20 protein-coding genes are annotated in these 22,969 nt (G+C 33.4%); 8 read left to right on the top strand and 12 right to left on the bottom strand.

The window, feature by feature from the left end; genetic code table 11:
- Window positions 1-356 precede the first annotated feature (356 nt).
- The 4 genes from BKH43_RS06930 (at window position 357) to BKH43_RS06940 (ending at window position 4,695) form a co-directional block, all read left to right on the top strand.
- The gene (locus BKH43_RS06930; RefSeq protein ID WP_095229975.1) at window positions 357-1,058 is read left to right on the top strand and encodes a hypothetical protein; all 702 of its coding nucleotides are present in this window, start codon (window positions 357-359) and stop codon (window positions 1,056-1,058) included.
- A 413-nt stretch (window positions 1,059-1,471) separates the two neighbouring features.
- The gene (locus tag BKH43_RS08505; protein ID WP_172402343.1) at window positions 1,472-1,642 is read left to right on the top strand and encodes a hypothetical protein; all 171 of its coding nucleotides are present in this window, start codon (window positions 1,472-1,474) and stop codon (window positions 1,640-1,642) included.
- A gap of 320 nt (window positions 1,643-1,962) precedes the next feature.
- Complete coding sequence (locus tag BKH43_RS06935; protein WP_095229977.1) at window positions 1,963-2,289, top strand: hypothetical protein; 327 nt, start codon at window positions 1,963-1,965, stop codon at window positions 2,287-2,289.
- Between the two features lie 78 nt (window positions 2,290-2,367).
- On the top strand, window positions 2,368-4,695 hold the full coding sequence (locus BKH43_RS06940; RefSeq protein WP_095229979.1) for a phage tail tape measure protein: 2,328 nt from the start codon (window positions 2,368-2,370) through the stop codon (window positions 4,693-4,695).
- Here the strand turns inward: BKH43_RS06940 and BKH43_RS06945 are convergent.
- The gene (locus tag BKH43_RS06945) at window positions 4,688-4,981 is read right to left on the bottom strand and encodes a hypothetical protein (protein ID WP_095229981.1); all 294 of its coding nucleotides are present in this window, start codon (window positions 4,979-4,981) and stop codon (window positions 4,688-4,690) included. The two genes, BKH43_RS06940 and BKH43_RS06945, sit on opposite strands and share 8 nt — an antisense overlap.
- Before the next feature lie 1,424 nt (window positions 4,982-6,405).
- On the opposite strand from BKH43_RS06945, the gene BKH43_RS06955 reads away from it, so the two are divergent.
- Complete coding sequence (locus tag BKH43_RS06955; RefSeq protein WP_095229984.1) at window positions 6,406-10,110, top strand: SIR2 family protein; 3,705 nt, start codon at window positions 6,406-6,408, stop codon at window positions 10,108-10,110.
- A 324-nt stretch (window positions 10,111-10,434) separates the two neighbouring features.
- Here the strand turns inward: BKH43_RS06955 and BKH43_RS06960 are convergent, their stop codons facing one another.
- The 11 genes from BKH43_RS06960 to BKH43_RS07005 all read right to left on the bottom strand — a co-directional run bounded on the left by BKH43_RS06960 (window position 10,435) and on the right by BKH43_RS07005 (window position 18,541).
- Window positions 10,435-11,709, bottom strand: a complete 1,275-nt coding sequence (locus BKH43_RS06960; RefSeq protein ID WP_095229986.1) for an MFS transporter — start codon at window positions 11,707-11,709, stop codon at window positions 10,435-10,437.
- Window positions 11,710-11,883: 174 nt separating this feature from the next.
- On the bottom strand, window positions 11,884-12,021 hold the full coding sequence (locus BKH43_RS08510) for a hypothetical protein (protein ID WP_172402344.1): 138 nt from the start codon (window positions 12,019-12,021) through the stop codon (window positions 11,884-11,886).
- A gap of 5 nt (window positions 12,022-12,026) precedes the next feature.
- On the bottom strand, window positions 12,027-12,890 hold the full coding sequence (locus BKH43_RS06965) for an AAA family ATPase (protein WP_095229988.1): 864 nt from the start codon (window positions 12,888-12,890) through the stop codon (window positions 12,027-12,029).
- Window positions 12,887-13,354 carry a hypothetical protein gene (locus tag BKH43_RS06970; RefSeq protein ID WP_095229990.1) on the bottom strand — a complete coding sequence of 156 codons (468 nt, stop codon included), beginning with the start codon at window positions 13,352-13,354 and terminating at the stop codon, window positions 12,887-12,889. The genes BKH43_RS06965 and BKH43_RS06970 overlap by 4 nt, the downstream gene beginning before the upstream one ends.
- A 164-nt stretch (window positions 13,355-13,518) precedes the next feature.
- The gene (locus BKH43_RS06975) at window positions 13,519-13,785 is read right to left on the bottom strand and encodes a hypothetical protein (protein WP_095229991.1); all 267 of its coding nucleotides are present in this window, start codon (window positions 13,783-13,785) and stop codon (window positions 13,519-13,521) included.
- 15 nt (window positions 13,786-13,800) lie between these two features.
- Complete coding sequence (locus BKH43_RS06980; protein WP_095229993.1) at window positions 13,801-13,992, bottom strand: hypothetical protein; 192 nt, start codon at window positions 13,990-13,992, stop codon at window positions 13,801-13,803.
- Window positions 13,993-14,023: 31 nt separating this feature from the next.
- Window positions 14,024-14,794 (bottom strand): hypothetical protein, encoded by a 771-nt coding sequence (locus BKH43_RS06985; RefSeq protein ID WP_095229995.1) that lies wholly within the window; start codon window positions 14,792-14,794, stop codon window positions 14,024-14,026.
- A gap of 2 nt (window positions 14,795-14,796) precedes the next feature.
- On the bottom strand, window positions 14,797-16,626 hold the full coding sequence (locus tag BKH43_RS06990; protein ID WP_095229997.1) for an Hsp70 family protein: 1,830 nt from the start codon (window positions 16,624-16,626) through the stop codon (window positions 14,797-14,799).
- Window positions 16,623-17,264, bottom strand: coding sequence for an Hsp70 family protein (locus BKH43_RS08740; RefSeq protein WP_095229999.1), 642 nt, complete (start codon window positions 17,262-17,264; stop codon window positions 16,623-16,625). Before BKH43_RS08740 ends, BKH43_RS06990 begins: the two co-directional genes overlap by 4 nt.
- A 35-nt stretch (window positions 17,265-17,299) precedes the next feature.
- Entirely contained in the window at window positions 17,300-17,839 is a 540-nt protein-coding gene (locus BKH43_RS07000; RefSeq protein WP_253248073.1) for a hypothetical protein, read from the bottom strand.
- 93 nt (window positions 17,840-17,932) lie between these two features.
- Window positions 17,933-18,541, bottom strand: a complete 609-nt coding sequence (locus BKH43_RS07005) for a hypothetical protein (RefSeq protein ID WP_095230003.1) — start codon at window positions 18,539-18,541, stop codon at window positions 17,933-17,935.
- A gap of 674 nt (window positions 18,542-19,215) precedes the next feature.
- Between BKH43_RS07005 and BKH43_RS07010 the strand changes: the two genes are divergently transcribed.
- From BKH43_RS07010 to BKH43_RS07020, 3 genes are all read left to right on the top strand, one after another.
- The gene (locus tag BKH43_RS07010; protein ID WP_095230004.1) at window positions 19,216-20,370 is read left to right on the top strand and encodes an alpha-2,3-sialyltransferase; all 1,155 of its coding nucleotides are present in this window, start codon (window positions 19,216-19,218) and stop codon (window positions 20,368-20,370) included.
- Window positions 20,371-20,617: 247 nt separating this feature from the next.
- The gene (locus BKH43_RS07015) at window positions 20,618-21,895 is read left to right on the top strand and encodes an MFS transporter (RefSeq protein ID WP_095230006.1); all 1,278 of its coding nucleotides are present in this window, start codon (window positions 20,618-20,620) and stop codon (window positions 21,893-21,895) included.
- 28 nt (window positions 21,896-21,923) lie between these two features.
- Window positions 21,924-22,967, top strand: coding sequence for a TIM barrel protein (locus BKH43_RS07020; protein ID WP_172402345.1), 1,044 nt, complete (start codon window positions 21,924-21,926; stop codon window positions 22,965-22,967).
- Window positions 22,968-22,969 lie beyond the last annotated feature (2 nt).

Consider the following 22,969-nt stretch of genomic DNA (forward strand, 5'->3'; position numbering starts at 1 on the left):
GCTTATAACACTTAATATTTTTTTAGATTCTTTAATTATTTAATTTTTTTAGTTTTTAATTCTTCTTTCTTTTTTAATACTTTTTAGTATTTTAGTTATTAACAAGCTTTGGGCTTTTTGGTTGTACCGTCTGGCTTTATTATGAAGATGAAAGTTAAAGCACTAAAATAAAAGTCAACACATGGATTGGTAAATATGTGAAAATATGGCGCTACATTCCTTGTATGGATGGTGGTTTTTGTTTTCTTGCATAACAAGATAAAGACCACCACACTGTAAAGCGCTTAAAACTCATACCTTACATGCAACGAAGCTTAAGATAAGCTAAAATAAAGCAGCCCCTAAAAGGATTTAACATGAAATACATACTAGCCTTTCTTATAAGTCTTTCTCTTGCAAGCTTTACTTTGGGTGTGAGTGAAGAGATAGTCATTAAGCATAGCTATAAAGACATATACACACAAGAAAAAAGTAGCTATGAAGATATAGATAATATAAGAAAAAACATACTCCCACTAAAGAGCCCTACCAAAAAACCTAAGCCTAATGTAGAAAATATAGCCTTTTATAAAGCAAAGATGACACTATTAAATAACTACGATCAAAAACCTTTAACTAAGCTTTTAAGCCAAAAGATAGCCGCCTACCTAAAAGCTAATAAGATAAAAGATTTGAAAGGCTTTAAAGCCTGTGCTAGATTTAATATATTTAATAAGCTTTATGATGATGACAAAACTCTTACTATAGACTTTTTGCTAGATAACTGTAAGTTTGATGATGAAAGCAATCTCTTAGCTTATCAAAATATAGATGCCTTTAAAGAGTTTATCGCTCTAAGCAAAGAAAAACTCCCTAGCAGTAAGAATATAACCTTAAGTGGGGTTAATGTAGATAGGCAAGGCGTCCTAACTATAGCTCTATTAAGAAAGGGGGAGTGTTCTAAAAAGTTTCCTAACGCTTGTAAAGATGCCTTTGTAAAAAAGTTTGACAGTGGGAGTATGGTGTTTTCGTATAGGGGTAATATCATGGGTGTTGGTGTACCAAATGGGACTTACTAAGTGTTAGTTAACACAAAAACACTAGCTAACTTGCTAAGTCTTACTGATAGGCATGTATATAATCTTGAAAAAGCTGGTGTGTTAGTGATGGTGCTTTTTTACAAAAACTAGCTAAAGAGCTAGATGCTAGTTTTTCTATTAAAAATGACACACTTATATTTTTAGATAGAGATAAAAGTTTTGATAGACCTAGCTTTAAAGCTAAAGCTAGCGAGCTTAGCTCCCTAGCGATAGAGTATGTTGATAAGGTAGTTTATAAAAGTGCAAAGGCTAGCTTTTTAGACTTACAAACAGGAGAAGATAAAAGCGTAAGCTTAGGAGAGGGAGTACCTACTTTAGTTAGAAACTATGCTTTAAGTGGTAAGGGACTAAATGCAAGTGATGCTTTAAAGAAACTTACAAGTGAGTTCACTTTGGCTAATGCTAGAAAGATAAAGGGCTCTCTAACAGGTCTAGGTTTAGTTATGTTTGCTGGGGGATTTTTAGAGCTAGAACTAAGAGGCAAAACTACTCGCCACCTTTTAACTAAAGTAAGCCATACCTTAGATTCTAACTCTTGGCAAGTAAAAGCAGAGTTTGAATAGCTTTAACCTTTTTAAGTCTTCATTCCTATTTGCCAAGATAGATGTTAGTTAGTTTTGTAATTTTATCTAGGTCTTTAGTGTTTTGTTTAACTTCTTTTAAAAGCTCTCTAGCTGGCATGGCTTCTAGCTTTTTTATCCTCTCTTCTTTTTCTTGTTTTTTCTTTTTTTATCTTCAAGAAAAAAAACCATGAAGCCACTCCACTAACCAAAGTAAGCTTAGATTCTAACTCTTTGTAAGTAAAAGCAGAGTTTGAATAAAAAAAGATCTTGCTTTTTGTTTTAGTTTTTTATTAGAATGGAAAGAAAAAGGAGATATATAAATGCTTATGTTTTTACTTACTGTTATAGTTGCTATTGCTATGCTTGTAGTAGCTTTTATTGTTATAGGCTTTTTTATTGGCATAATGTATCTTCCAATAAACCCTTACAAACCTGAAAAGATAACATATCCTAAGCCCACTAAGAAGCCAAAAAGAGTAAGAGCTGAACTAACCTTTAAAGGAGAGTTTATACAAATGAAAAAAGAGTGGAAAGAAGCAAATCAAGACTGGAGAGATACACCTCTTATAGGAAAAATAATACATGTAATTGCTGTATCTTTTATTTTATTTTGTGTCTTTGGTTTTATCTATTATCTTTTTACATAAGGCTAGCCTTATGTAAAACGCAACGAAAATGTTTTAAATACATATAATAAGTCATTATTCCATCTTAAAGGTTACATAATGGCTTATACTCTAAAGATAGATGCTGATATAAACGCACTTACAAAAACTTTTAAAAGACTTCAAAGACAAGGTGAAACCTTAGGTAGTTCTATCTCTAAGTCTTTAACTTCTAATCTTGAAAAGTCCATGAGCTCATATACACTTTTAAACCAAAAACTAAAGCCTAAGCTTGATGCTGGACAGTCTTTGCCTTTCTTAAGTAAAAAGCTAGATTCTATGGCAGTAAAAATTAAAGATGCAACTCACACCAAACTAAGACTAGACACCCAAGAAGCCTTTAAATCCATCCTAGATATGAAGTATGAAATAGCAGGCGTAGTGGCTGGTTTTATAGCTGGAGTAAAAAAGCCTATAAGTGTGGCAATGGACTTTGAAAGTAGCTTTTCTAATATAAAAAAAGTAGTAGATTTTGATAGTAATAAAGAGCTTAAAGCCTTTCAAGGAAAGATTTGGGAGCTAACTAAAAGTATACCCCTAGCTGCCAAAGATTTAACAGATATAGTAGCAAGTGGTGGACAGTTAGGACTAGATAAAAACTTACTTATCCCTTTTACTGAAACTGTAGCTAAGATGTCTACTGCCTTTGATCTAGGTACTAAAGAAGCAGGGGATAATATAGCAAAACTTATGAATAACTTTAACATAGGTATAACCGAAGTAACTAAGCTAGGAGATGCAATTAACTATCTAGGTAATACTACAGCAGGAGCCCCAAAAGAGATAGTAGATACTCTAGGCAGGATAGCAGGGGTTGCTAAAACTATGAGGGTAACAGAGCTTCAAGCTACAGCTCTTGCTGGAGCATTCGCTAATATGAAAGTACCTAGTGATCAAGCAGGAACTGCTATAAATAAGATATTTACCACTTTAGGAGGACTAGCAAGTGGTAATGTCACTGGCAGCGTAAAACAAGCACTTAGTGCTATAAACTTAAGCGTAGAAGATGTTAATGAAGGTATGAAAACTAATCCTTTTGAAACTATAAGAAATGTTTTAAAATCCATATCAAAACTACCTAAAAGCCAACAAATAGGTGTCTTAAAAAACTTTTTTGGCGAAGAAGCAGCTCCTAAAATTGCTCTTATTACTTCTAACGTAGAAACCCTAGATAAGATAGTAAACGACTTAGCTAATGAAGGAAACTATACAGGTTCTATGCAAAAAGAGTTTGAAGCAGTCTCAGCTACTACTGCTAACTCATTACAGCTAATGCGTAATGCTTTTGCAAGAGTAGGTAATGCAATAGGTACTACTTTACTACCTATAATAAGTGGTGTATCTAAGCTAATAGCGACTATGGCTAATGGCTTTGGTGCACTTTTAGAATCTATCCCTCCAGTAAGATATGCAGTAGTTGGTTTAGGCGCAGCATTCTTAGGGTTTAAAACTTATGCATTAGCCGCAAAACTTTCTAGTTTTGCTTTAGAATCTGCACTTCACCCCCTAAAGTTTGCACTACTTAAGATACTACCTGCTTCATATGTAGCAAGTGGCGGGCTTAACTTACTAAGTGCACAAACTTATAAAACTGCGTTAAGAACTTTATTTTTAACTAAGGTGTTAACTCCTTTAAACTTAGGTTTTAAAGTGCTAAAAATCACTCTAAAGAGTATTTTTATAAGCCCTTTAGTTTTTGGTTTTAAAGCACTAGGTTCTGTATTTTTAATGTTAAGAAATCCCGTAAAACTTTTAAGTGTAGCTTTAAAGGTCCTTAAATTTTCTTTTTTAGGCCTTTTAGCAGCTACTGGGATAGGTTTAATAATAGCTGGTGTATCTTTAGTAATTTTTAGCGCGTGGGAGCCTTTAAAAAGCTTTTTTGGTGGATTTTGGGAGGGCTTTAAAGAGGGCTTAGCACCTATAATCCCAGCTATTGACCTATTATGGAGTGCTATCAAGATGCCTTTTACTCTCTTAGGGACCTTGATAGATTATATAAGCACAAAACTAGGCTATGCAAACGATGGTTTAGAAGGTATAGCAGGGACTGGCAAAAGAGTAGGTTTTATAATAGGTAAGGCTTTAAATACCTTTGTAGTAACTCCCATAAACTGGGCTATACAAAAAATAAGTGAACTTCTAGATAGTTTGCAAGCAGTTTATAACTATACAGCCTCCTCTTGGATTGGCAAGAAACTAGGACTTGAAGCAAACCCAAGTATCTCTAATAACATAGGAGATAAAGCTATGGAATCTACTGCTGGCTTAAAAACTAACGTTGCAAATAACACTACCAATATAACTAATGCAAACACTATTAACATCCCTACTACTGCAAGCCCCTTAGAAGTAGTAAGGGTGGCTAGCTCTTATGCTAACCTCATGTAAAGATTCGTATTAGAAAATATATGATGATACCTATTAAACAAAGCTGTATTATAGTGCCTATTATTCTCCCTGTATGTGTTTTTATACCTATACGTTCCCACTCTTTTATCCACTCTTGCTTTGATTTTGCAAGCTCTTCTCTGGAAGTTAGTTTTACTTGAGCGGTATTAGTATCTTGTTCTAGTGTCTCTTGTGCTTTTTGTGTTATTTTTAAAAAAATCTTTTTTAAAAGCGATAGTGTTAATCCTATAGTCATGACAAATACAATAAAAACTAGCTCAACCATAACTTCACTCCTTTAAAAAATTTTAAAAATATATCAAAACCTAAAGCATCTAGCAAGACTACAAGTATTATACATAAGATAATTTTTGTGTGAGAATAGGATGGAGATGTATTTTGTAGTCTTTCTCATACTTACATTAAAAGGTTAAAAGCTATTCAAACTCTGCTTTTACTTGCCAAGAGTTAGAATCTAAGGTATGGCTTACTTTGGTTAAAAGATGGCGTTTTAGATAGTATTTAATGCAATGGTTTGGCGTAATTGTAGTTTTGTAGGAGTTTAGGTTTTTAATCTAGCTTATGTTAAAATGAATGAAATAAGATAGCTCTAGATGTAAGATAGGACTAGATGAAAGTAAGGATATAGGCAAAGAAGCCTTAAACCAAACTATAAGCTCTAAAACTTCTAATCATGTGAACACTACCAATATAACTAATGCAAACACTATTAATATCCCTACTACTGCAAGCCCCTTAGAAGTAGTAAGGGTGGCTAGCTCTATGCTAATTTAATGTAATTAAAAAGCTATAAGCAATACTAACATTATAATTATGATACCCCAACAGGTAATGCCAAATATAATCTTACCTCTTTTAGTGCGTATGCCTAAGATCTCAAATTGATGATCTCTTTTTTCTTTAGGAGACATCTTTTTGTATCTTTGCTTTTCTAAAAGACTTTTACTATACCAATCATTTAGCGCTTCTTCAGAAGGTGGGTTTTTTCTATAGAGTGAAAAAGTCCTGCAAGTCCACTAGTAAGTAATGGTAATATCCAGCCCATTATCTCTCCTTATTGATACTTTTTCTATGATAGCACACATTATCTTTAGCTTAGTTTTTTAAGTTTTTATCTTTACTAACGTTTCTAACTTATATCTAAAAACACTGCAAGAAAGTTAGAATATACAAAAGATTGGGATATATTTTTAAATGATTACAGATTAAGTGTAGAACCTTAGAGCATAAGCATATACATAATTTTTAATCAGTCAAACGGACTATATACGGACTATCTCCTTTTTAAAGCCTTCCAAAGATCCACTAAAAAGTTTTTTCCGGCAATCAAGGAAAGAGAGGTCTACGCCTGATTTGTCTCTAGTAAAAATAGTGCAAGCTTGCACTATTGTAAACCTTGTTTTATGAACTTTATCAGCACTAAGCGGGGGTGAGAATGCCTTTGGCTTAAAAATTATAATTATTGAAAACTTCATTGCTTCTAAATAAATGTTCATTAAATACCATGTTTTGGCACTTATTGCTTATTTGCTATTTACTGCTGTATCTATTAACTGGCTAGTATTTATTGGCTTAAGCTTTTTTTGAGCATGTGTGAGTAAAAAATCTTTATAAGAGCAGGAGTTGACTTAGTAAGTGGCATGAGATATGTTTGTAAAATATGTGCAAAGCTAATAACTAAGGATAATAATGTGCTACGAAATAAAAGATATCCCAGAGTTGCCAGATGTGCTAAAAGAGGCGGCAAATAATAGAAAGCTTGCTGTATTTGTAGGGGCTGGTATCTCGAGATTTATTGGCTGTAGTGGTTGGAGGGAACTAGCTGATAATCTTTTGAAGAGATGTTGCAAAGAAGGTTTGATAAACTATTTTGAACAACACATGCTTGCAAAAGATAGTGATATAAAAAAGATCATCACTATATGCAATGCGTTACTGAGCAAGAAGAAATGTATATTTATGGATGAGATAAAAAGGTCTTTAAATGATGATGTTGTTAATCAATATATTTCTAAAACTTTAGATTCTAATAAGCTTGGTGAGTATGAAAGAGACAGGCAAGTTTATAAAGATATATTTAGTCTTGGTGCAGTTTTTGTTACTACTAATGTAGATAGACATATAGATACTATGTTTGAAAAAAGCAATATATTCTATAAGCAAGAAGACTTTAGACCTATTTTGAGTGATAAGAATTTCATGAATCAAAATAGACTATATAAGATACATGGAAGCATAGTAGATGAAGATAGTTTAGTGCTTGATGTAATTCAATATAAAGAAAGATATGCAGATGATGGTGTCATTCAGTTTTTGCAATCTTTATTTCAAAACTATCATGTTTTGTTTTTGGGATATGGGTTAGGAGAGTTTGAGTTATTAAACCATATCGTTAAAACTGATAGCGATAACGAAAAACATTTTTATCTTAATGGTTATTTTACTAGTGAAAAAAGATTATGTGGGATTGAGCAAGAATATTTTTCAAAATTAGGCATAACACTTATTCCATATAGTAAAGATAATATTGGATATGTACAGCAAAAAGCTATTTTAGAAAAATGGGCTAATGATATCAAACTAGAAACATATACCATAGATAATATTTTTACTGATATAGATGATGCATTAGAGAAGCAAGAGGCTAGTAAGATAGATAGTGTAATCCAAAGAATGCAAAATGATGTGGAGTATAAAACATATTTTTTTAAAAAAGCACCCTCATATAAAAATCTAGATTTATGGCTTAAACCTTTGTTTGATAAAGGTTTTTTTGATGCTGCAAATAACTCTAAACCTATAGAAGATGCAAACTATAAAGGTTCTTTTATCTATCCATATTGGGATATGTTAGATTTTTTAGATGCTTTGTCCTTGCAAAATATTAGTAATCCCAAAGATGAAGTTACAGATATGTTGCTATACATAATAGATTCTATTATCGATAAAGATAATGTTAGTCGTGTAAGCAACAATAGAACAGATGAGATGATTATTAAGATACTTTTTAATCTACCCCATACAAAAATTACTTTGGCGCATATGGACTTTATACATAGGGTTTTAAAAGATTGTATCTCACTAAGACGTGAGCTTGGGAGAATTGTACTTTCCGTATTAACTAAGCATAATATGAAAAAACATTTATTAGTGTTTCTAAAAACTCTATTTGATTATAGGATTTCAAGTGATGCTTCGTCTAAGAAAAAAGCATTCAAAATTGGAGGCAATGACTTAGATCTTATCTTGGAAGGATATTCTAGCTCTATTGCAAAGATAGTTGGGGTAGATGGAGTAGATGTAATAGCCTCTATTATGGAACAGATGATAAGAGAAGATATGTGGGCGTTTAATGTTTCTCGAGTTGTGGCTGTGGAAATTAATTCTGAACATATGATGTGCGATAAGTTTGAGTATAGATTTGTTTTGTTTTTAAGGGACTTGCTTGAGAATCTTTGCACTGATAAGCTTATAAAATCTATTAAAAAACTATTAAAGAAAAAAGATAGTATTTTTCAACGAGTTGCTATTTATAGCATTGATAAAAAATATGATGAGTTAAAAGATATATTTTGGAGCTGGCTTGATAGTTATAAAGATTTTGACAACAAAGAAGAGTTAGCTACGTTACTAAAACATGAACTCTATAAACTTTTAGAAAACAATAAAAATAAGTTTAGTAAAGAAGAGAAAGCAAAAGTTATTGAATGGGTGGAGAGATTAGACTATACGTCTATTTATTTAAGCGGAGAGGAACCAGCAAAGATAAACGCCTACTATAAAAAAGAATGGCTGCTAAGCCTTAAGTCAGTTAGTGGTGAGGCAGAAAAATTATACAGAAAGTATGATTCTATCAGCCCTGAAAAGATTGAACACCCTGGCTATGATGCAATGTTTTATAGTTATGATCAATCAGAAGATTCAGATCTCATATCAGATTATATATTTGATAAGTCAGTAGAAGAAATAGTTTTTGCAATAAGAGATTTTGACCCCTCACAAATAGAGCAGAGCGATACGATGTTTTTTAAGCACACAACTAAAGAAAGAAATGCTGCTAAGTTATCAAAATATATAGCTAAGAATCCAAATAAATACGCGCTATCTATTGATAGTTTTGTAGATATTGATTGGATGTACAAATATTATTTATTGTGTGGTTTGAAAAATGCATGGAGTAAAGGTAAAGAGTTTGATTGGGGAAAAGTATTTGACTTTTTATTACAAACGTTAGATGACAACTTTTTTAAATTGCAAGATAGGGATGCGTTACGTTTTAGAAAACTAGTTGCAGATTTAATAAAAACTGGTATGAAAGATGATGCTAATGCTTTTAATAAGAAGTATTTGTTGGAGGCAAAAGAAGTTTTATTTAGATTGTTGAAGCATCCAGTAGATGTCGATAAAGAGCTAAGTGTTAGCGCAGGTTTTATGGAAAATATGCTTAATTCTATAAATGGTATGGTCTTATGTGCACTTATAAGCTATGCGCTGCGATATGGAAAGCTTCATAGTGACCAAGAGGTTAAGTGGGAAGATGATATAGAAGAGTTTTTTACTAAGGAACTTAAAAAAGATACAGAATATACAAGATTAGTTATTTGTGTTTTAAGTATACACTTGGAGGATTTAATATTCCTAGATAGAAAGTGGTTGCATGATAACTTTAATAAGATATTTCCAAAAGGCAAAAAAGAGCTTTGGGAGATAGCGATGTCTGGATACTTTCCATATGCACGTGTTAATAGAGTTATCTATGAAAGATTAATAAAAGATGGTCATATACAAAAAGCACTTAAACATAACTTTAGCAATGATGTTAAAAGGGCTATAGTTAAACATATATGCGTTGCATCCGCTAACTCAAAATATAGCAAAATGCCATTTGATGTAATAGAATCTAAAGATGCAAAATACATCACAAATCTTATCGTTTATATGGCGGGCGTTTATAAAAATATGCCTGCAAATGAAACGCGCAACTATATATTAAAGCTATGGGGAAAGCTATATGAAACTTTTAAAGATGATAAAACTAGTGATGCTAGCGACATATCTAAAGAGCTTTTAAAGTGGTTTGTCTTTATAGATACTGTTGATGATGAAATATTGCCTTATATGAAGTTAGTAGTAAGAAATGCTAAGCTAGATTATGATGGTTACATAATAGTTGAAGAGCTAGAAAGGATGGCTAAAAAAAGCCCAAAGTTTGTCGGCGAGTTATATATAGAAATGCTTACAAATGGCATATATCTAGTCTATGATGCAAAGCACATTATAAGCACTGTGTCATTTTTATTTGAAAGGAAAGAACAAGACATAGCACTTAAGATTTGCAATCTTTACAAGCAGAAAGGATATTACTTTTTAGATGAAGTTAGTAAAAAGAGATAGCATTTATCCTTAGCTAAGCAAGAATAGGTTTTAGTCATGATATTTTATGACACTATAAATTATTGCATATCATTAAATATAAAAAGGCATTACAGCCTTTAGGCATGCTAAAGGCTACGTTAAACATACTTGAGATTCCAAAAAAAAAAAAATGGGCTCAAGTAGTTTTAGTAGATAGCTTAAAGCTAGATAAAAAGTTAGATAGCCTATATAAAGATAGCAAGTAGCCTATGCACGCTTTATAAATCCTCCATTAAGACATAGCTTAGATTCTATAATTGCTAGTTATAGAATCTAAATGGTTTTATATGGTTAGATTTGTAGCTATTTTTTATTTTTCTTTTCTAAGACTATAAGAGCTATAGTTAGTAAGACTAGTATGGTGGCTATTATCCCAAGCAAGGTAAAAACCCCATTCCACGAGTAGTGCTTTTCGATAAGCGCTATAGGCGCTCCAGCAAGGGCTGCTCCTATGTAAGTTACCCCACCTTTTAGTCCAGTAGCCGCACCTGCACCATCAGCGTGAGAAGCCTCTATAACACCTAGGGCAAAAAGCATTTGTGGTGCATAAATCCCAGCGCCAACTACAAAAAAGCAAATGGCCACTAGATAGTAGTGTATATTTATAGTTAGACCAACACCTATCATGCCAAGTATTAAGATGATGCTATAAATTAAGATAGTAGTCCACCTATCAGCTTTAAAGAATCTATCTGAGATAAAGCCTGCACTTAGTCCACCTAAGATTCCACCTACTTCAAACCATGAAACTAGCGAGTTAGACTTTATTAAGTCCCAGCCAAGCTCTTTTACAAAGTACACACTTACCCAGTCATTAGTAACTGTGCGGATGATATAGATGCAAAGATCCCCAAGTATCGCCACCCATATGATGGGATTGTTTAAGATGTAAGTTCTAAACATCTTCCACATGCTAAGTCCAGCCTTAGAGTACTTATTAATCTCAAGTTGTTGCTTGTCATTTTTCCACACGCCAACATTAGGTAAGCCGTATTTTTCAGGTTTGCCACGTATTAAAGCAAGAGTGATTAGTGCTTGGATGATAGTTATAGCAGCAGGCACAAAAAAAGCATAACGCCAGTTGCCAGTATAAGCTATAACGCCTGATGCTATAAGTGGTGCTAGTGCCCCTCCTACGTTATGAGATGTGTTCCATAGTGAGTACCAGCCACCTCTTTCTGACTTTGAGTACCACTGGCTAATAGCCTTAGCAATAGGCGGGAAGCCACAGCCTTGTGCTATAGCAGTTAAGCAGTATAAAGTTAGTAAAAGCCCTACGCTATTACTAAAGCCTATGCCTACGTTGATGATAGCTACCACTACTAAAACTATTGTTAAAAAAATTCTTGGATTTAGTCTATCTGCTAGGAAGCCTGAACCAAATTTAGAAAGACCATAAAGTATGTAGTAAATAGAAGAAGCAACACCAAACTGCACTGCAGTCATGCCAATATCTTGCATCAAAAGTGGGGCTGCTGCTGCAAAAGCCTTCCTTGAGATGTACATAACAGTGTAGGTTAGAAAGGTTGCTATGATGATTTGCCATCTTATTCTTTTATAAAGTGCGTCTACTTGCATCTTTAGCTTTCCTTGATTTATCTTTCTCCAACGTGCACAAATTGTAGCACTTAATTTATAAAATTAAGGACTTATCCCTCATAATATTTTCTATATTTACTTATTGTTATCTATAAGTAGTTTGAAGTTAAGGTTTTAGAGCTGTTTGACACATAGGGCTATCAAGCTTTAACCCTAGCAAGTAGGCTTGCTTTTATTTATCACACTAAGCAAAAGTTTTTCAGTTATAGCATCTAGGTTGTCACTTAAAGCCTCACGCGCACTTTGCTCGCAAATATTTTCTATATCTGCACAAGAGTAGCCTTCACTCATAAACCCTAAAGTTTGATAATAAGCTTGCTTGTAGCACGATCTTTTAGATACATCTCAAATAGCTTCATGCGGGCTTTTAAGTCAGGTGGCCCTACTTCTATTTTTATATCAAAACGCCCTGAACGCTGCAAGGCCTTATCAAGTTTATCAAGCTCATTAGTAGCGCCTATAACTAGTATGTCTTCTTTGCCAATGCCATTTATGTGACTTAAAAGCTCATTTATCTCTTCTTGTTTGTATGAAGAATCTACGCTTAACTTACCTCTTTCTTGACCTAAACCATCTATCTCGTCAATAAAAATTACACAAGGTGCATTTTTTCTAGCACTAGCAAAAATCGCTGCTATATTCCCAACACCTCCATGTATATAAGGAGAGGCAATATCAGAATGTCTTACTTCTATGAAGGCATACCCAAGCTCTTCTGCAAGCTTTCTAGCGATAAAGGTTTTGCCACAACCTGGTGGTCCATAAAGTAAGATTCCATTAGGCAAGCTTACTTTAAAACGCTCACCATTTTTTTTATTTTTTAGTACATTTATAACGTGCTTTCGTAATTCTTCTTTTAGCTTATCCATACCAGCTACACTTGCAAAACCACTATCTTTAAAAGATCTTTTCTTAAGCTCTGCTAAGTTGTTAGCATAATTTGTATCACTGATAAAGGCAAAGTAGCGCTTAGACCCAACTGTTATATAAAACGTATCTTCAAGCTCTATGTATTCAAATATTTCTTCTAAAAACAAAGTTAGAAATCTACCATCGCTAGTCCCATAAAACTCGATCTTTTTTGAAGCACTAGGAACTTTGTGGTTTATTTTTATGCCATTTATTATGTAGCCATTAGGCAAGATTGGTTTTTTTATCATCTTAGTTTTTTAGTTTTCATTTTTAACTTTTTAGATAGAGGCTTTTTGAAATACCGCATAGATGTGTTTTTAGATTCTGCATTGTTGGTAGGGAGTATTTTGGAATCTACTTTTATATCTTCCTTGCATATTTCTTTGGGTAATGTTTTAATAACTTTTGATTTATTTATAAGCTTACCTTGATAGATGATAGAAGGCTCTAAAACTTCACTTATAATCGCATGAGGCAAGGGTGCGTATAATGTATCAAGCACGTCAATATTCATACCTTCATTATACTTACTGCCTGTGTAGTCAAGTATCTCAAAGCCCATAGTTTGTAAAATAGATTCCATCCTGGCAAAACTGGATTTTAATCCTCTAGATTTAGGATCATCATCTTTTATAAGTTTGTTTGCATGTCTTTTGGCATTATGAAAACTTAGGATTAAACTAGTAAGTTTATCAAGCTCGTTTGTATTCATTTTTATCCTTTTGCATTAGTCTTTTTAAATTTAGCCTAGTAATAATTTTTTAATAACCACAAAAGAATAAATACTATTACTATTGTATAGGTTGTGTATTTTAATGCTTTGTTTTCTTTGTTTTGCTTTGATGACTTGGATGACTTGTTTGTAAATTTCATATCTCATGCATTTTTCTTAAACTCATCTGAAAGTCCTACCATTAAAGTAAGTTCTCCGTGCTCATTAGCAGTGCACAAACGAGCTGCAAATATCATTTTAGAGCACACCTTTAAAAGTGCACTCTTGTTTTTATTGCTAATATCATCAGCGAAAATATCACTTTTAAGCCTAACCAGCAACTCTACAGTTTGCATAAAGTCTTTTTTAGACATATCTTTATGTAGTTTATAAATTGATCCAAAAAGCTCCACTAAATAAGGCATCTGCATTAAAGGATTAATCCATTAATCATGCAAAACAGTAAGAGTAGATAAATACTTTAAAGACCCTTTTATTCTAGTTTTTGTATCTTCATCATGCACTATTTCAAAGGCAAGCTCTAATGCTAGGTTTCTTATTAAAAGAGAACTGGTTTTGTAATATGTCGCATTCTTTTTAACTTTCATACCATGGAGTTTTAATAATGCCTCTGCCATTAAATCCCTAATAGCAAAACCATCTTCAAGATCATAAAAACCTGTTGGTTTTAAGTGATCTATAAGGAGGGTTTTTATAATGCGCTAAACACATCCATTGTGCATAAGCATCTTCAAAACTTTCCAAATCTTTGATTCTTTTTACCATGTTATAGACACATATACCCATAAGCTCTACTACAGAATTATTTAAACTAATATCTTCTTTGGCATCATGTTTTTGGAGGCTTTGTATATCCTCATCTATAAGATTAATCTCAGAAATAAGATTATCTGTGAGATACTTAAAAACATTTTCATCAACACTAAAGCCAAGATTTTCTAAATACTTAACTTGAAAGTTTCCTATCCCAGTAAAGATTAAATCCTCGCGCAACGTATCATAAAACTCCATTGCTTCATCATTAGAGCTAACTTTGTTTGTCATTAAGAAAAGACTTATTAGAATGAAGCTATTTTTAAGTGCATCAAAGCCATTTTCATTTGTATAGTACTGCTTAATATGCTCAAAAGTGAAATCGCTTTCAACATGTTCAAGCACTTTTCTATTAAGACTATCTACATAGATTCTAAAAAAGTTATGTATCACATCTTCTTGCATATTCATTATGCTTTGAAGGGATGCTTTTACATTGTTTTCATCCCTTAGATTTGCAAAGTGATTAAAGTCAAACTTGAAGTCAGGTATCTCATCTATCTTTAGTAGCTTTTCTATATCTCGCGCTCTTTTTGAGGCTAGATTAATCTCATTAGGCAAAAGACCTAAGATTCCATAAGCGTTATTAAAAATAATATTTTTCATATTTAGCGAGTTATGCCAGCAAGCATGTCTATAGAGCTATCTTCACTATCTACTCGAAGAGCATTAAGACTTGAGACACAAAACTTTAATGTCTCTATATCGTTATCTGCTAAAGCCCTTCTGCCCATTACAAAAAACTTTTGTGCTTCTTGATTAGTCTTTAAAACTTCCAACTTTTCAAATGTGAAAAATATCAAACTCCAATTTAAATCTATAGATAACCATACCTCAGCCCTTAACTGCTCAAGTTGATCTTTTGTTGCAGCAAGCAAGGCGACGTTATTTTCAGAAATCGCCTTAAAACCAGCCTTTTTAATGCTCTCAAAGCTTGCATATTTTTCTCTTTTAACAGTGCTATCATCTATATCATCTATCATATTTTCAATTTGAGATATGCAGTCATAAAAGTCTTTTTCTATAAGCTCTTTACTCTTAGCCTTCATTAATCTATCTAATAAAGAGTGCGCCTTTTTTAGCTCAGCACTTGCCTTTCTTTTGGAATCTTCATCATTTAAAGCATCTCTTAAAGAAGCATTAATACTCTTTGTATAGATGTTAGCTTCATCTTCTTCTTGTTTTGAAAGAAGGTCGCTTGCCTTGTTTCTTTTAGACATTAGGTCGTTATAACTAGCATTTAGATTATCTAAATCTATATACTCATCCATAACAGAAGCCCTAACATTGAAAGCTTTATCTATCAGTGGAACATAGGCTTCTAAGCTTAAAGTTCGGCTCTCATCAACCCTTATAGTTATTTCTATATCGCTATTTGCAGGCAGGTTAAAGTCTATATCTTTGCCGCTAAGGGCTATCTCACAAATAAATGTATTATAACTTGGCGTGCTTGCTTCACCTTCATAAACAGTGATAGGCAAGCTATTAGTGAGCTCTCCTTTTATAACGTCTTTTAAAGTTTTATAGGTGATAGTTTTTTCTAAAGGTAGGAGGGAGTTTTTAGGAAAGAAGACATCAAACTCTTGTAAGGTTTCATTAGTTGTAAAATCTTTTTTTGATACGCCAACGCCTATGGAGTGAGGTATGGGAGTGCCTACTATTTTAAGTCCATGAGTTATTTTAAAACTATCAGTAGATGTAGTTAGAATCTGTCCATTTTTATCAAAAAGATAGATAAAGTAGGTATTTATCATTTTTGGTTTTATGCTTACAATGGTTTTAAATTTTCCATTTTTAAGAGGCAAGCGATCTGAGTTAAAGGTGTTATCTTCACTTTGGATTTGAATAAAATACCCTTCAGTATCTTTCAAACTAGGAAGGTTACCAGTTACTAGCTCTTCTACTTCATTGCTTAAACTTTCATAGTTTAACTCTAGTAAGTAGGTATCAAGATCCCTATTAACATGTTTATTTGTAGGGGCATCTAAACTTGATGCATAAATGCATGCTCCACGTGCTATTGCAGTTAAAGGATCGCTTGAAGTATCCACCTTTATATTAAGTCTAGATTCTAAAGTCTCTTTTATAAAGGGCAAGTTAGTTGGTGCACCTACTAGGATGATTTTAGATACTAAACTTACATTTGCTTCTTTGATAACTTTTTGTGTGATATTAAGAGTTCGCTCAAGCAAGTCATGCATTAAGTCCTGTAAGGATTTTCTACTTAATATGATATTTTCATAAATCTCTTTAGAATCTATTTTTACATCAACTTCTATACTTGTAGATTCCAAGCGAGAAAGCTCAATCTTGGCCATCTCTGCAGCGTATTTTAGTTTAGCAAACACATCTAGATGGGTTGCTTTTGTAAGATTAGGTAGGTTATATTTCTCTTTTAGGGTTACTAGTATAAGCTTATCTATGATTAAACTATCTATATCTTTGCCCCTAAGAAGTTATCGCCTCCATGTCCTAAAACCCTTAAAGTTCCTCCACTTGAAGCAATCAAAGCCACATCAAAAGTGCCTCCTCCTAAATCGTATACTAACCATGTTTCATTTGCATTGCTATCCAAACTAAACCCATAAGATATAGCAGCTGCAAGAGGTTCTTGCAAGGTTACTACATAATCAAATCCAGCTAGATTCCCAGCACGCTTAGTGGCCTCAGCTTGAAGTGTAGAAAAGTGCACAGGTATGGTGATGACTGCTGAAGTTGCATTTATATTGGGATTTTTCCTTAGTGCTTCTAGTCTTAATGCACTTAAAATCTTAGAAGAAATCATCTCTGCGTTATAACTTTTATCAATACGTGGAAAGTAAACTAATTCAGATGTTCCCATTAAACGCTTTATCTCAGGCTTATTATTAGCTAGCTCCTCTATACTGGCATCTTTAAAGTAGCGCTCACTTGGGCGTTTGCCAACTTCTTCCACCTTACTTTTATTCACACCAAAAACTGAAGGTGTAAACTCATCTCCATAAGTATTTTTAACTATATCTATCTTATTTTGATTAAATATTGCTATCTCAGAGTTGGTGGTACCTAGATCTATGCCTATTTCAATATTTGCCATTTTTGCACCTTTATGTTTTTATATTTTTGAAGTTTTTAACTTAGTCTCTTTTTCATTCTGCTTGGTAGATATTTTATGGAATGAAAAGCTTGAATAGTGGGTATAAGGAATATAAGAACAATAAGCAATCTAAACCAATTCAAATACGAGCTACCTTCAAGTCCCGTGAGTTGAATAATTACTACAAGCAAAGACATTATTGCTAACATAATTGGAAGCTTAAATTTTTTAGATATAAAGATTAGAATACCCCATATGATAAGAACACCCCAAGCAATTAGGCTAGTAAGGATATAAGCTAAAGAATTTTTGCCTGTGATTAGTTCATAGATAAGGGCAAGTGTTACAGGTACTACAAAAATTAAATATAAAGAATATATAATCCGATAACTAGCCCTAAAGCGTCTTTCTGCTAACTCTCCCTTAGTAAAATAACCATTAATCCTGCATATCTTATTTAGCCAATCAGCACTCACTTTTACATAATCTAAAGTCTCACTGCTACTTTTGTTGCTAGCTTTTATTTCTTGTCTTAATGAGTTTAGTCTATCTTTTATGGTGCTTGCGTTATCCATAGTTTCTATTTTGCTACCACACATAGCACAGTATTTATCATTAGCATCAAGCTTGTGTCCGCAATTATTACAATATATATACACTCACTCTTATTAGTTGAAGCTATGGCCACGGCTTGGTAGTGGTATAGGCAAAAGCCAAAAACGTCTGTATGCATTTCTAGCCACTGCGTTATATTCACCTACGCCAGCATTATATGTGTCAATAAGAGAGCTGTAATGGTTGTACTGAGAATTACTTAGTCCATATGAGTTTCCTTGCTTTTCTAAAGAATCTATCTCGCTTTTTATGCCTTCTAATTGACTTGCCATATTTTTAGCTTTTTTGACATCACCCCAGAAATATATCTCTTGGGCGCCATATAAGATTCCATTTAATATGGCAAATAAAAACACTATAGAGGCTATGCTTATTAAAAAGTTATATACTGGGTTAGTTTCCTTGAAGCTTGAATGATCATTTTTAGATAGGGCGACTAATTTAGTTAGATAAAGAAAATAATCTTTTGTGATATAGGTAAATTTATCAGTTGGGAATGCCCTTTTTGCCAAGATGTCATCATAGTGTTCAGTAATGGCCTTAGTCCATATAAGCTCATATTTTTTAAACACACCCCACATCTTGCCTAAAGTGTCATCTTCAAGCTTCAAGCGCTCTTTTAATATAGAATCTATTTCTAATCTAGTTTTCCTTGAATGCATAAATCTTGTATAGTGCCTAATATCGTATCTAATACGTTATTGCTACCACTGCTATTACGCAACATCCATATTACCCCCCTAATTTCTTATGTGGTTTAATAAATCTTAAGAATGCTTGCTAGTACTGCAAACTTCTTTGTCTCTAAGCTCATATCCTTTTGCATAATAAACTTTTGCTTTGAAAGCGCCTTTATTAACACCACTCATTACCTTGAGCTAGTATTGCCATAGTCCTTAAGCATCCTTGTTAAGAAAAATTATGCATTGCCATTTAAATTAAGCATGAATGTCGAGAATGCAAAAAAAAACAATAAATCAATAGTAAACTAAACTTAATAGGTTTTATGTTATGGAGTAGTAGCAAATGGTAAACTTTTTTGCTTTGAGATTGCACATAATCTAACTTGTAAGATTGCAAAAAGCTATAAGTGTGTAGATACTTAAGGCTTTTACTTTAATAAAAATGCGAAGTATCGTTGTTATAAAAAGTACTTTGTCATTGCTGTTAGCATAAGGTGGCTTCACGATGCAGATAGAAGTGTTACTTCTAATGGAGATAATCCAAAGGCCTTATGATTGTGTATAAAAGTTTAGATTTTTATTAAAATCTTACTTCTTAAGTAGGTGTTTCAAAGATAGAATCTAAAACAATATACAACATATAAGGTGGATGCTTGAAGGCAGTTTTGATAGCTGGTAATGGAGAGAGCTTAAAAGATATAGACTTTAGTAGGATGCCAGATTCCTTTGATGTCTTCCGTGTTAATCAGTTTTATTTTGAAGATAAGTACTTTACTGGTAAAAAGATAAAGGCTGTATTTTTTAATCCAGCTATTTTAAAAGAGCAGCTTTTAACACTAAAGACTTTAGAGCTAAAAGGTGAATATGAGATAGAAACCTACTACTGCAACCTACTTCGCTCACTTTATAAACAGCCTTTAAATCCAGAGATCTTAGATATAGATACAACTCAGCTTAAAAAGATTTTTCCAGAAGTTAAGTGTTACTATGAATATTTAGAAAAGATAGAAGAGTTTAACTACTTTGTAAACTTTAGTAATAACTGCTTGGGCGTAAGGCCAACAGGTGGCATGGCTATGATATTTACAGCTTTATCTTTAGGGTACACTGAGATTTATGTAACTGGTATAGATCTTTATGGAAAGAGTGGATATGCATTTAATTACACTTCTTCTAACCTTGCTAGTTTGTATCCAGGCTTTCTTGATACTGCTAAGGATAATCCAAACCACTCTAAAGAAGTGGACTTAAAAGCTCTAAGATTAGCAAGTAGATACTTAGAAAAAAAGAGGCGAGGTAGTGAGGAAGGCTTAGAAAGTATAGATGTTTTTGGCGAGACTAGTTTTAATCCTAAAGTTAAAAGAGGCGGTGTTAGGATAGATTCTAAAAGTGCTTATTTTAACCTTGATAGCTTATATATAACAAATGCCCTAGCTAGCTTTCAGCCTTTAAAAAGTACTCCTAAATTAAAACTTATCTTTAAGCCTAAAGTTTTTGGAATCTATAGTGTTAGTTTAAGTAGTCCAGTAAATGAGTGCTTACCCCTAGCTCCACGCCGCTTTAAAAGTAGCTTTAAGCCAGAGACTAAGCCAAGTGATCATATAAAAGACTTGATACTTCCAAGTAAGGAGCGTAGTGCTACTAGAGGCTTTCGTTTAAGTGAGTTTATAAAGTCTAAAAATGCACATAAGGAGTTAAATACCATAAAAGCTAGCCTTTGGTATGAGATCTATATAAGCACTTATGTTTTTGCAAAAGCACTTTACTCTTTACTAAAAAAGATTCTAAGCACTCCTAAGTCTAAGTAGATATTTTTTATTTATATTACTTTTTTCTACCTTTGCAGAGTATTTTTACTATTACCTTCAATAAATGTGATATTTTTACTCGATTTCTTGTTAGATTTTATATAAAGTTAAGGTTTATTAAGCACTTATTTACTAAAAGTAACTATCAGAGGAGTTTTCTTTAAAGCTTTTTTGTCATAAAGGAGTAATTTTTACTCTTTTGGATACCCTGAAATTAAATTCGATATTTCACATTAAGGGTTATGACATGGCAGGAAAGTCCATACGTTGGTTTACATTTATCATTTTGATTTTTGGGGGAGGTAGTATCTTTAAACTTAGCTCGCTTAAAGATGCTTTTTACATCCCTATGCAAAACTTCATGCATCTAAGCAACACGCAAATTGGCCTTGCTTTATCAGTCTATGGCGTAGTGCAAGTTATAGGTAATTTTGCTTCCATTTATATATCAGATAGATTTAGCAAACGTATACTCATACCCTTTGCGCTTTGTGGTGTAGGCGCAGTTGGCATTTATATCTCAACCTTCCCATCATATTATGGAATCTTAGTTGCGTGGGGACTTTTAGCTTTGTTTGGTGAAGTAGTCTACTGGCCTGTGCTTTTAAAAGCTGTTAGATTACTAGGAGATTCAAGCCAGCAAGGAAGACTTTTTGGATTCTTAGAAGCTGGGCGAGGCGTGGTAGATACTATAGTTGCTTTTGGGGCACTAGGGATTTTTATCTTAATAGGTAGTAATGCCCCTGGCTTAAAAGTTGCCATACTTTTTTATAGTGGAATAACCATACTAGCTGGAATCTTGGCTTATTTCTTTTTAGAAGATGACAGGATAAAAGATACAGATAGCAAGGGTAATAAGGTCTCACGTAACAAAGTAGCATGGGAAGGCGTAAAGCTAGCTATAAAAACACCTTCAATTTGGGTTGTATCTATGTGTATATTTACGATTTACTCAGTCTATTGTGGCCTTACTTACTTTATACCATTTTTAAGAGATATCTATGGCATGCCTATAGCTTTAGTAGGTGCTTATGGAATCATAAATCAATACGCACTCAAAATGGTAGGTGGGCCAATAGGAGGCTACTTAGCTGATAAAAAAACTCACTCAGCTACTAAGTATCTACGTTACGCTTTAATAGTTGCTGTAGTTATGATGGTGATTTTTATCTTACTTCCCCATAAAACTTTAAATATCTACTTTGGGATGTGTTTAACTCTAGCTTTTGGTGCGGTTGTCTTTTCTATGAGGGCTACTTTCTTTGCCCCAGTAGATGAGATAAAGGTGCCTCGCGAGATAAGTGGAGCGGCTATGAGTATAGCTGCCCTTGTAGGTTACTCGCCCCAGCTTTTCTGTTTTGCCCTCTATGGCTTTATTATAGATCACTATCACAAAGATCTTTTTGGCTATAGAGTAGTTTTTAGTCTAATGGCACTTTTTGCCCTCTGCGGAGTAGTGATAACTTCTTTACTCTTAATAATGATAAAGCGTAATAATGCAAGACTTGCCACCCAGCCTGTCTAAACTAAACTTTAAACTAAGGAGATAGTAAATGCAAAAGATACAAATAGGACTAGAGACTGAAAGCATGCATCTTTGGCTGCAAAATGGAAGGATGGATATTTTTGGCTTCATAGACTTTGCTAATGAGCTAGGTTGTGATGGAGTGCTAATAAATATCATAAAAGACTATGGATTAGATCCAGAGTGGGGCACTTTAGGTAGTGATGATCCTAGTCATCTAAAAAAGGTAAGAGAAAGACTAGAAAAGTACGGCATGTTTTGTCAGATAGATTCTAAGGGCTTTGAGATAAAGAAGTTTAAAAAGATAATCAAAGTCTGTGAGGTCTTAAATGTAGACATAGTTAGAAGCTATGTCCCCCTAACTGATAAGCAAAAAAAAGATGAGTTAGATAGGAGTAAAAGTACTCTTGCAAGTGCGGGTGCATATGATGATTCTAAGATACATGCTAACTTTGATGTTGAAGAGTTTTATAAATCAGTTGATGAGATAAAAGCACTTATCCCTTTACTAGAAAAAGCAAACCTAAGACTAGCTATAGAAAACCATGAGTATCAAACAAGTAAGGAAATAATAAGCCTTTTACAAAGGGTTAATAGCGAGCGCGTAAAAGCTCTTTTTGACTTTGGTAACTCTATGATGTGTTATGAAGATCCAGTAACTGCTTGTAAAGATATGGCAAGTTTTACTATCACTACTCACTGCAAAGATCACATAGTGTTTGTAGAAGATGATACTCCTTATGTGTGTGGCGTGCCTTTAGGGGAGGGGCATATAGAAGTAGCAAAGTGCGTAAAGATACTTTTAGATTCTGGACTTAGACGTATAAATGTAGAACAGTGTTTTCCATACTGTGCGACTTTTAAAAGAGAGCCTGGCACTGGTGGAGTAAACGAGCTTGGCAAGGGGGCTTTTAAGCTAGAAAAACCACTTTTCCCATTTCTAAAAGCTTTGGAGTACTACTATCCACAAAGTATAAAAGAAGAGTATCTAGAAAGGCTACTTATCCTTCAAAAAGAAGGGGCTAAAAAAAGTGTAGAGCATCTTAAAAAGATACTAGAAGAGCTTAAGTAGAA

The sequence above is a fragment of the Helicobacter sp. 13S00401-1 genome (assembly GCF_002272925.1).
GTDB lineage: Bacteria > Campylobacterota > Campylobacteria > Campylobacterales > Helicobacteraceae > Helicobacter_I.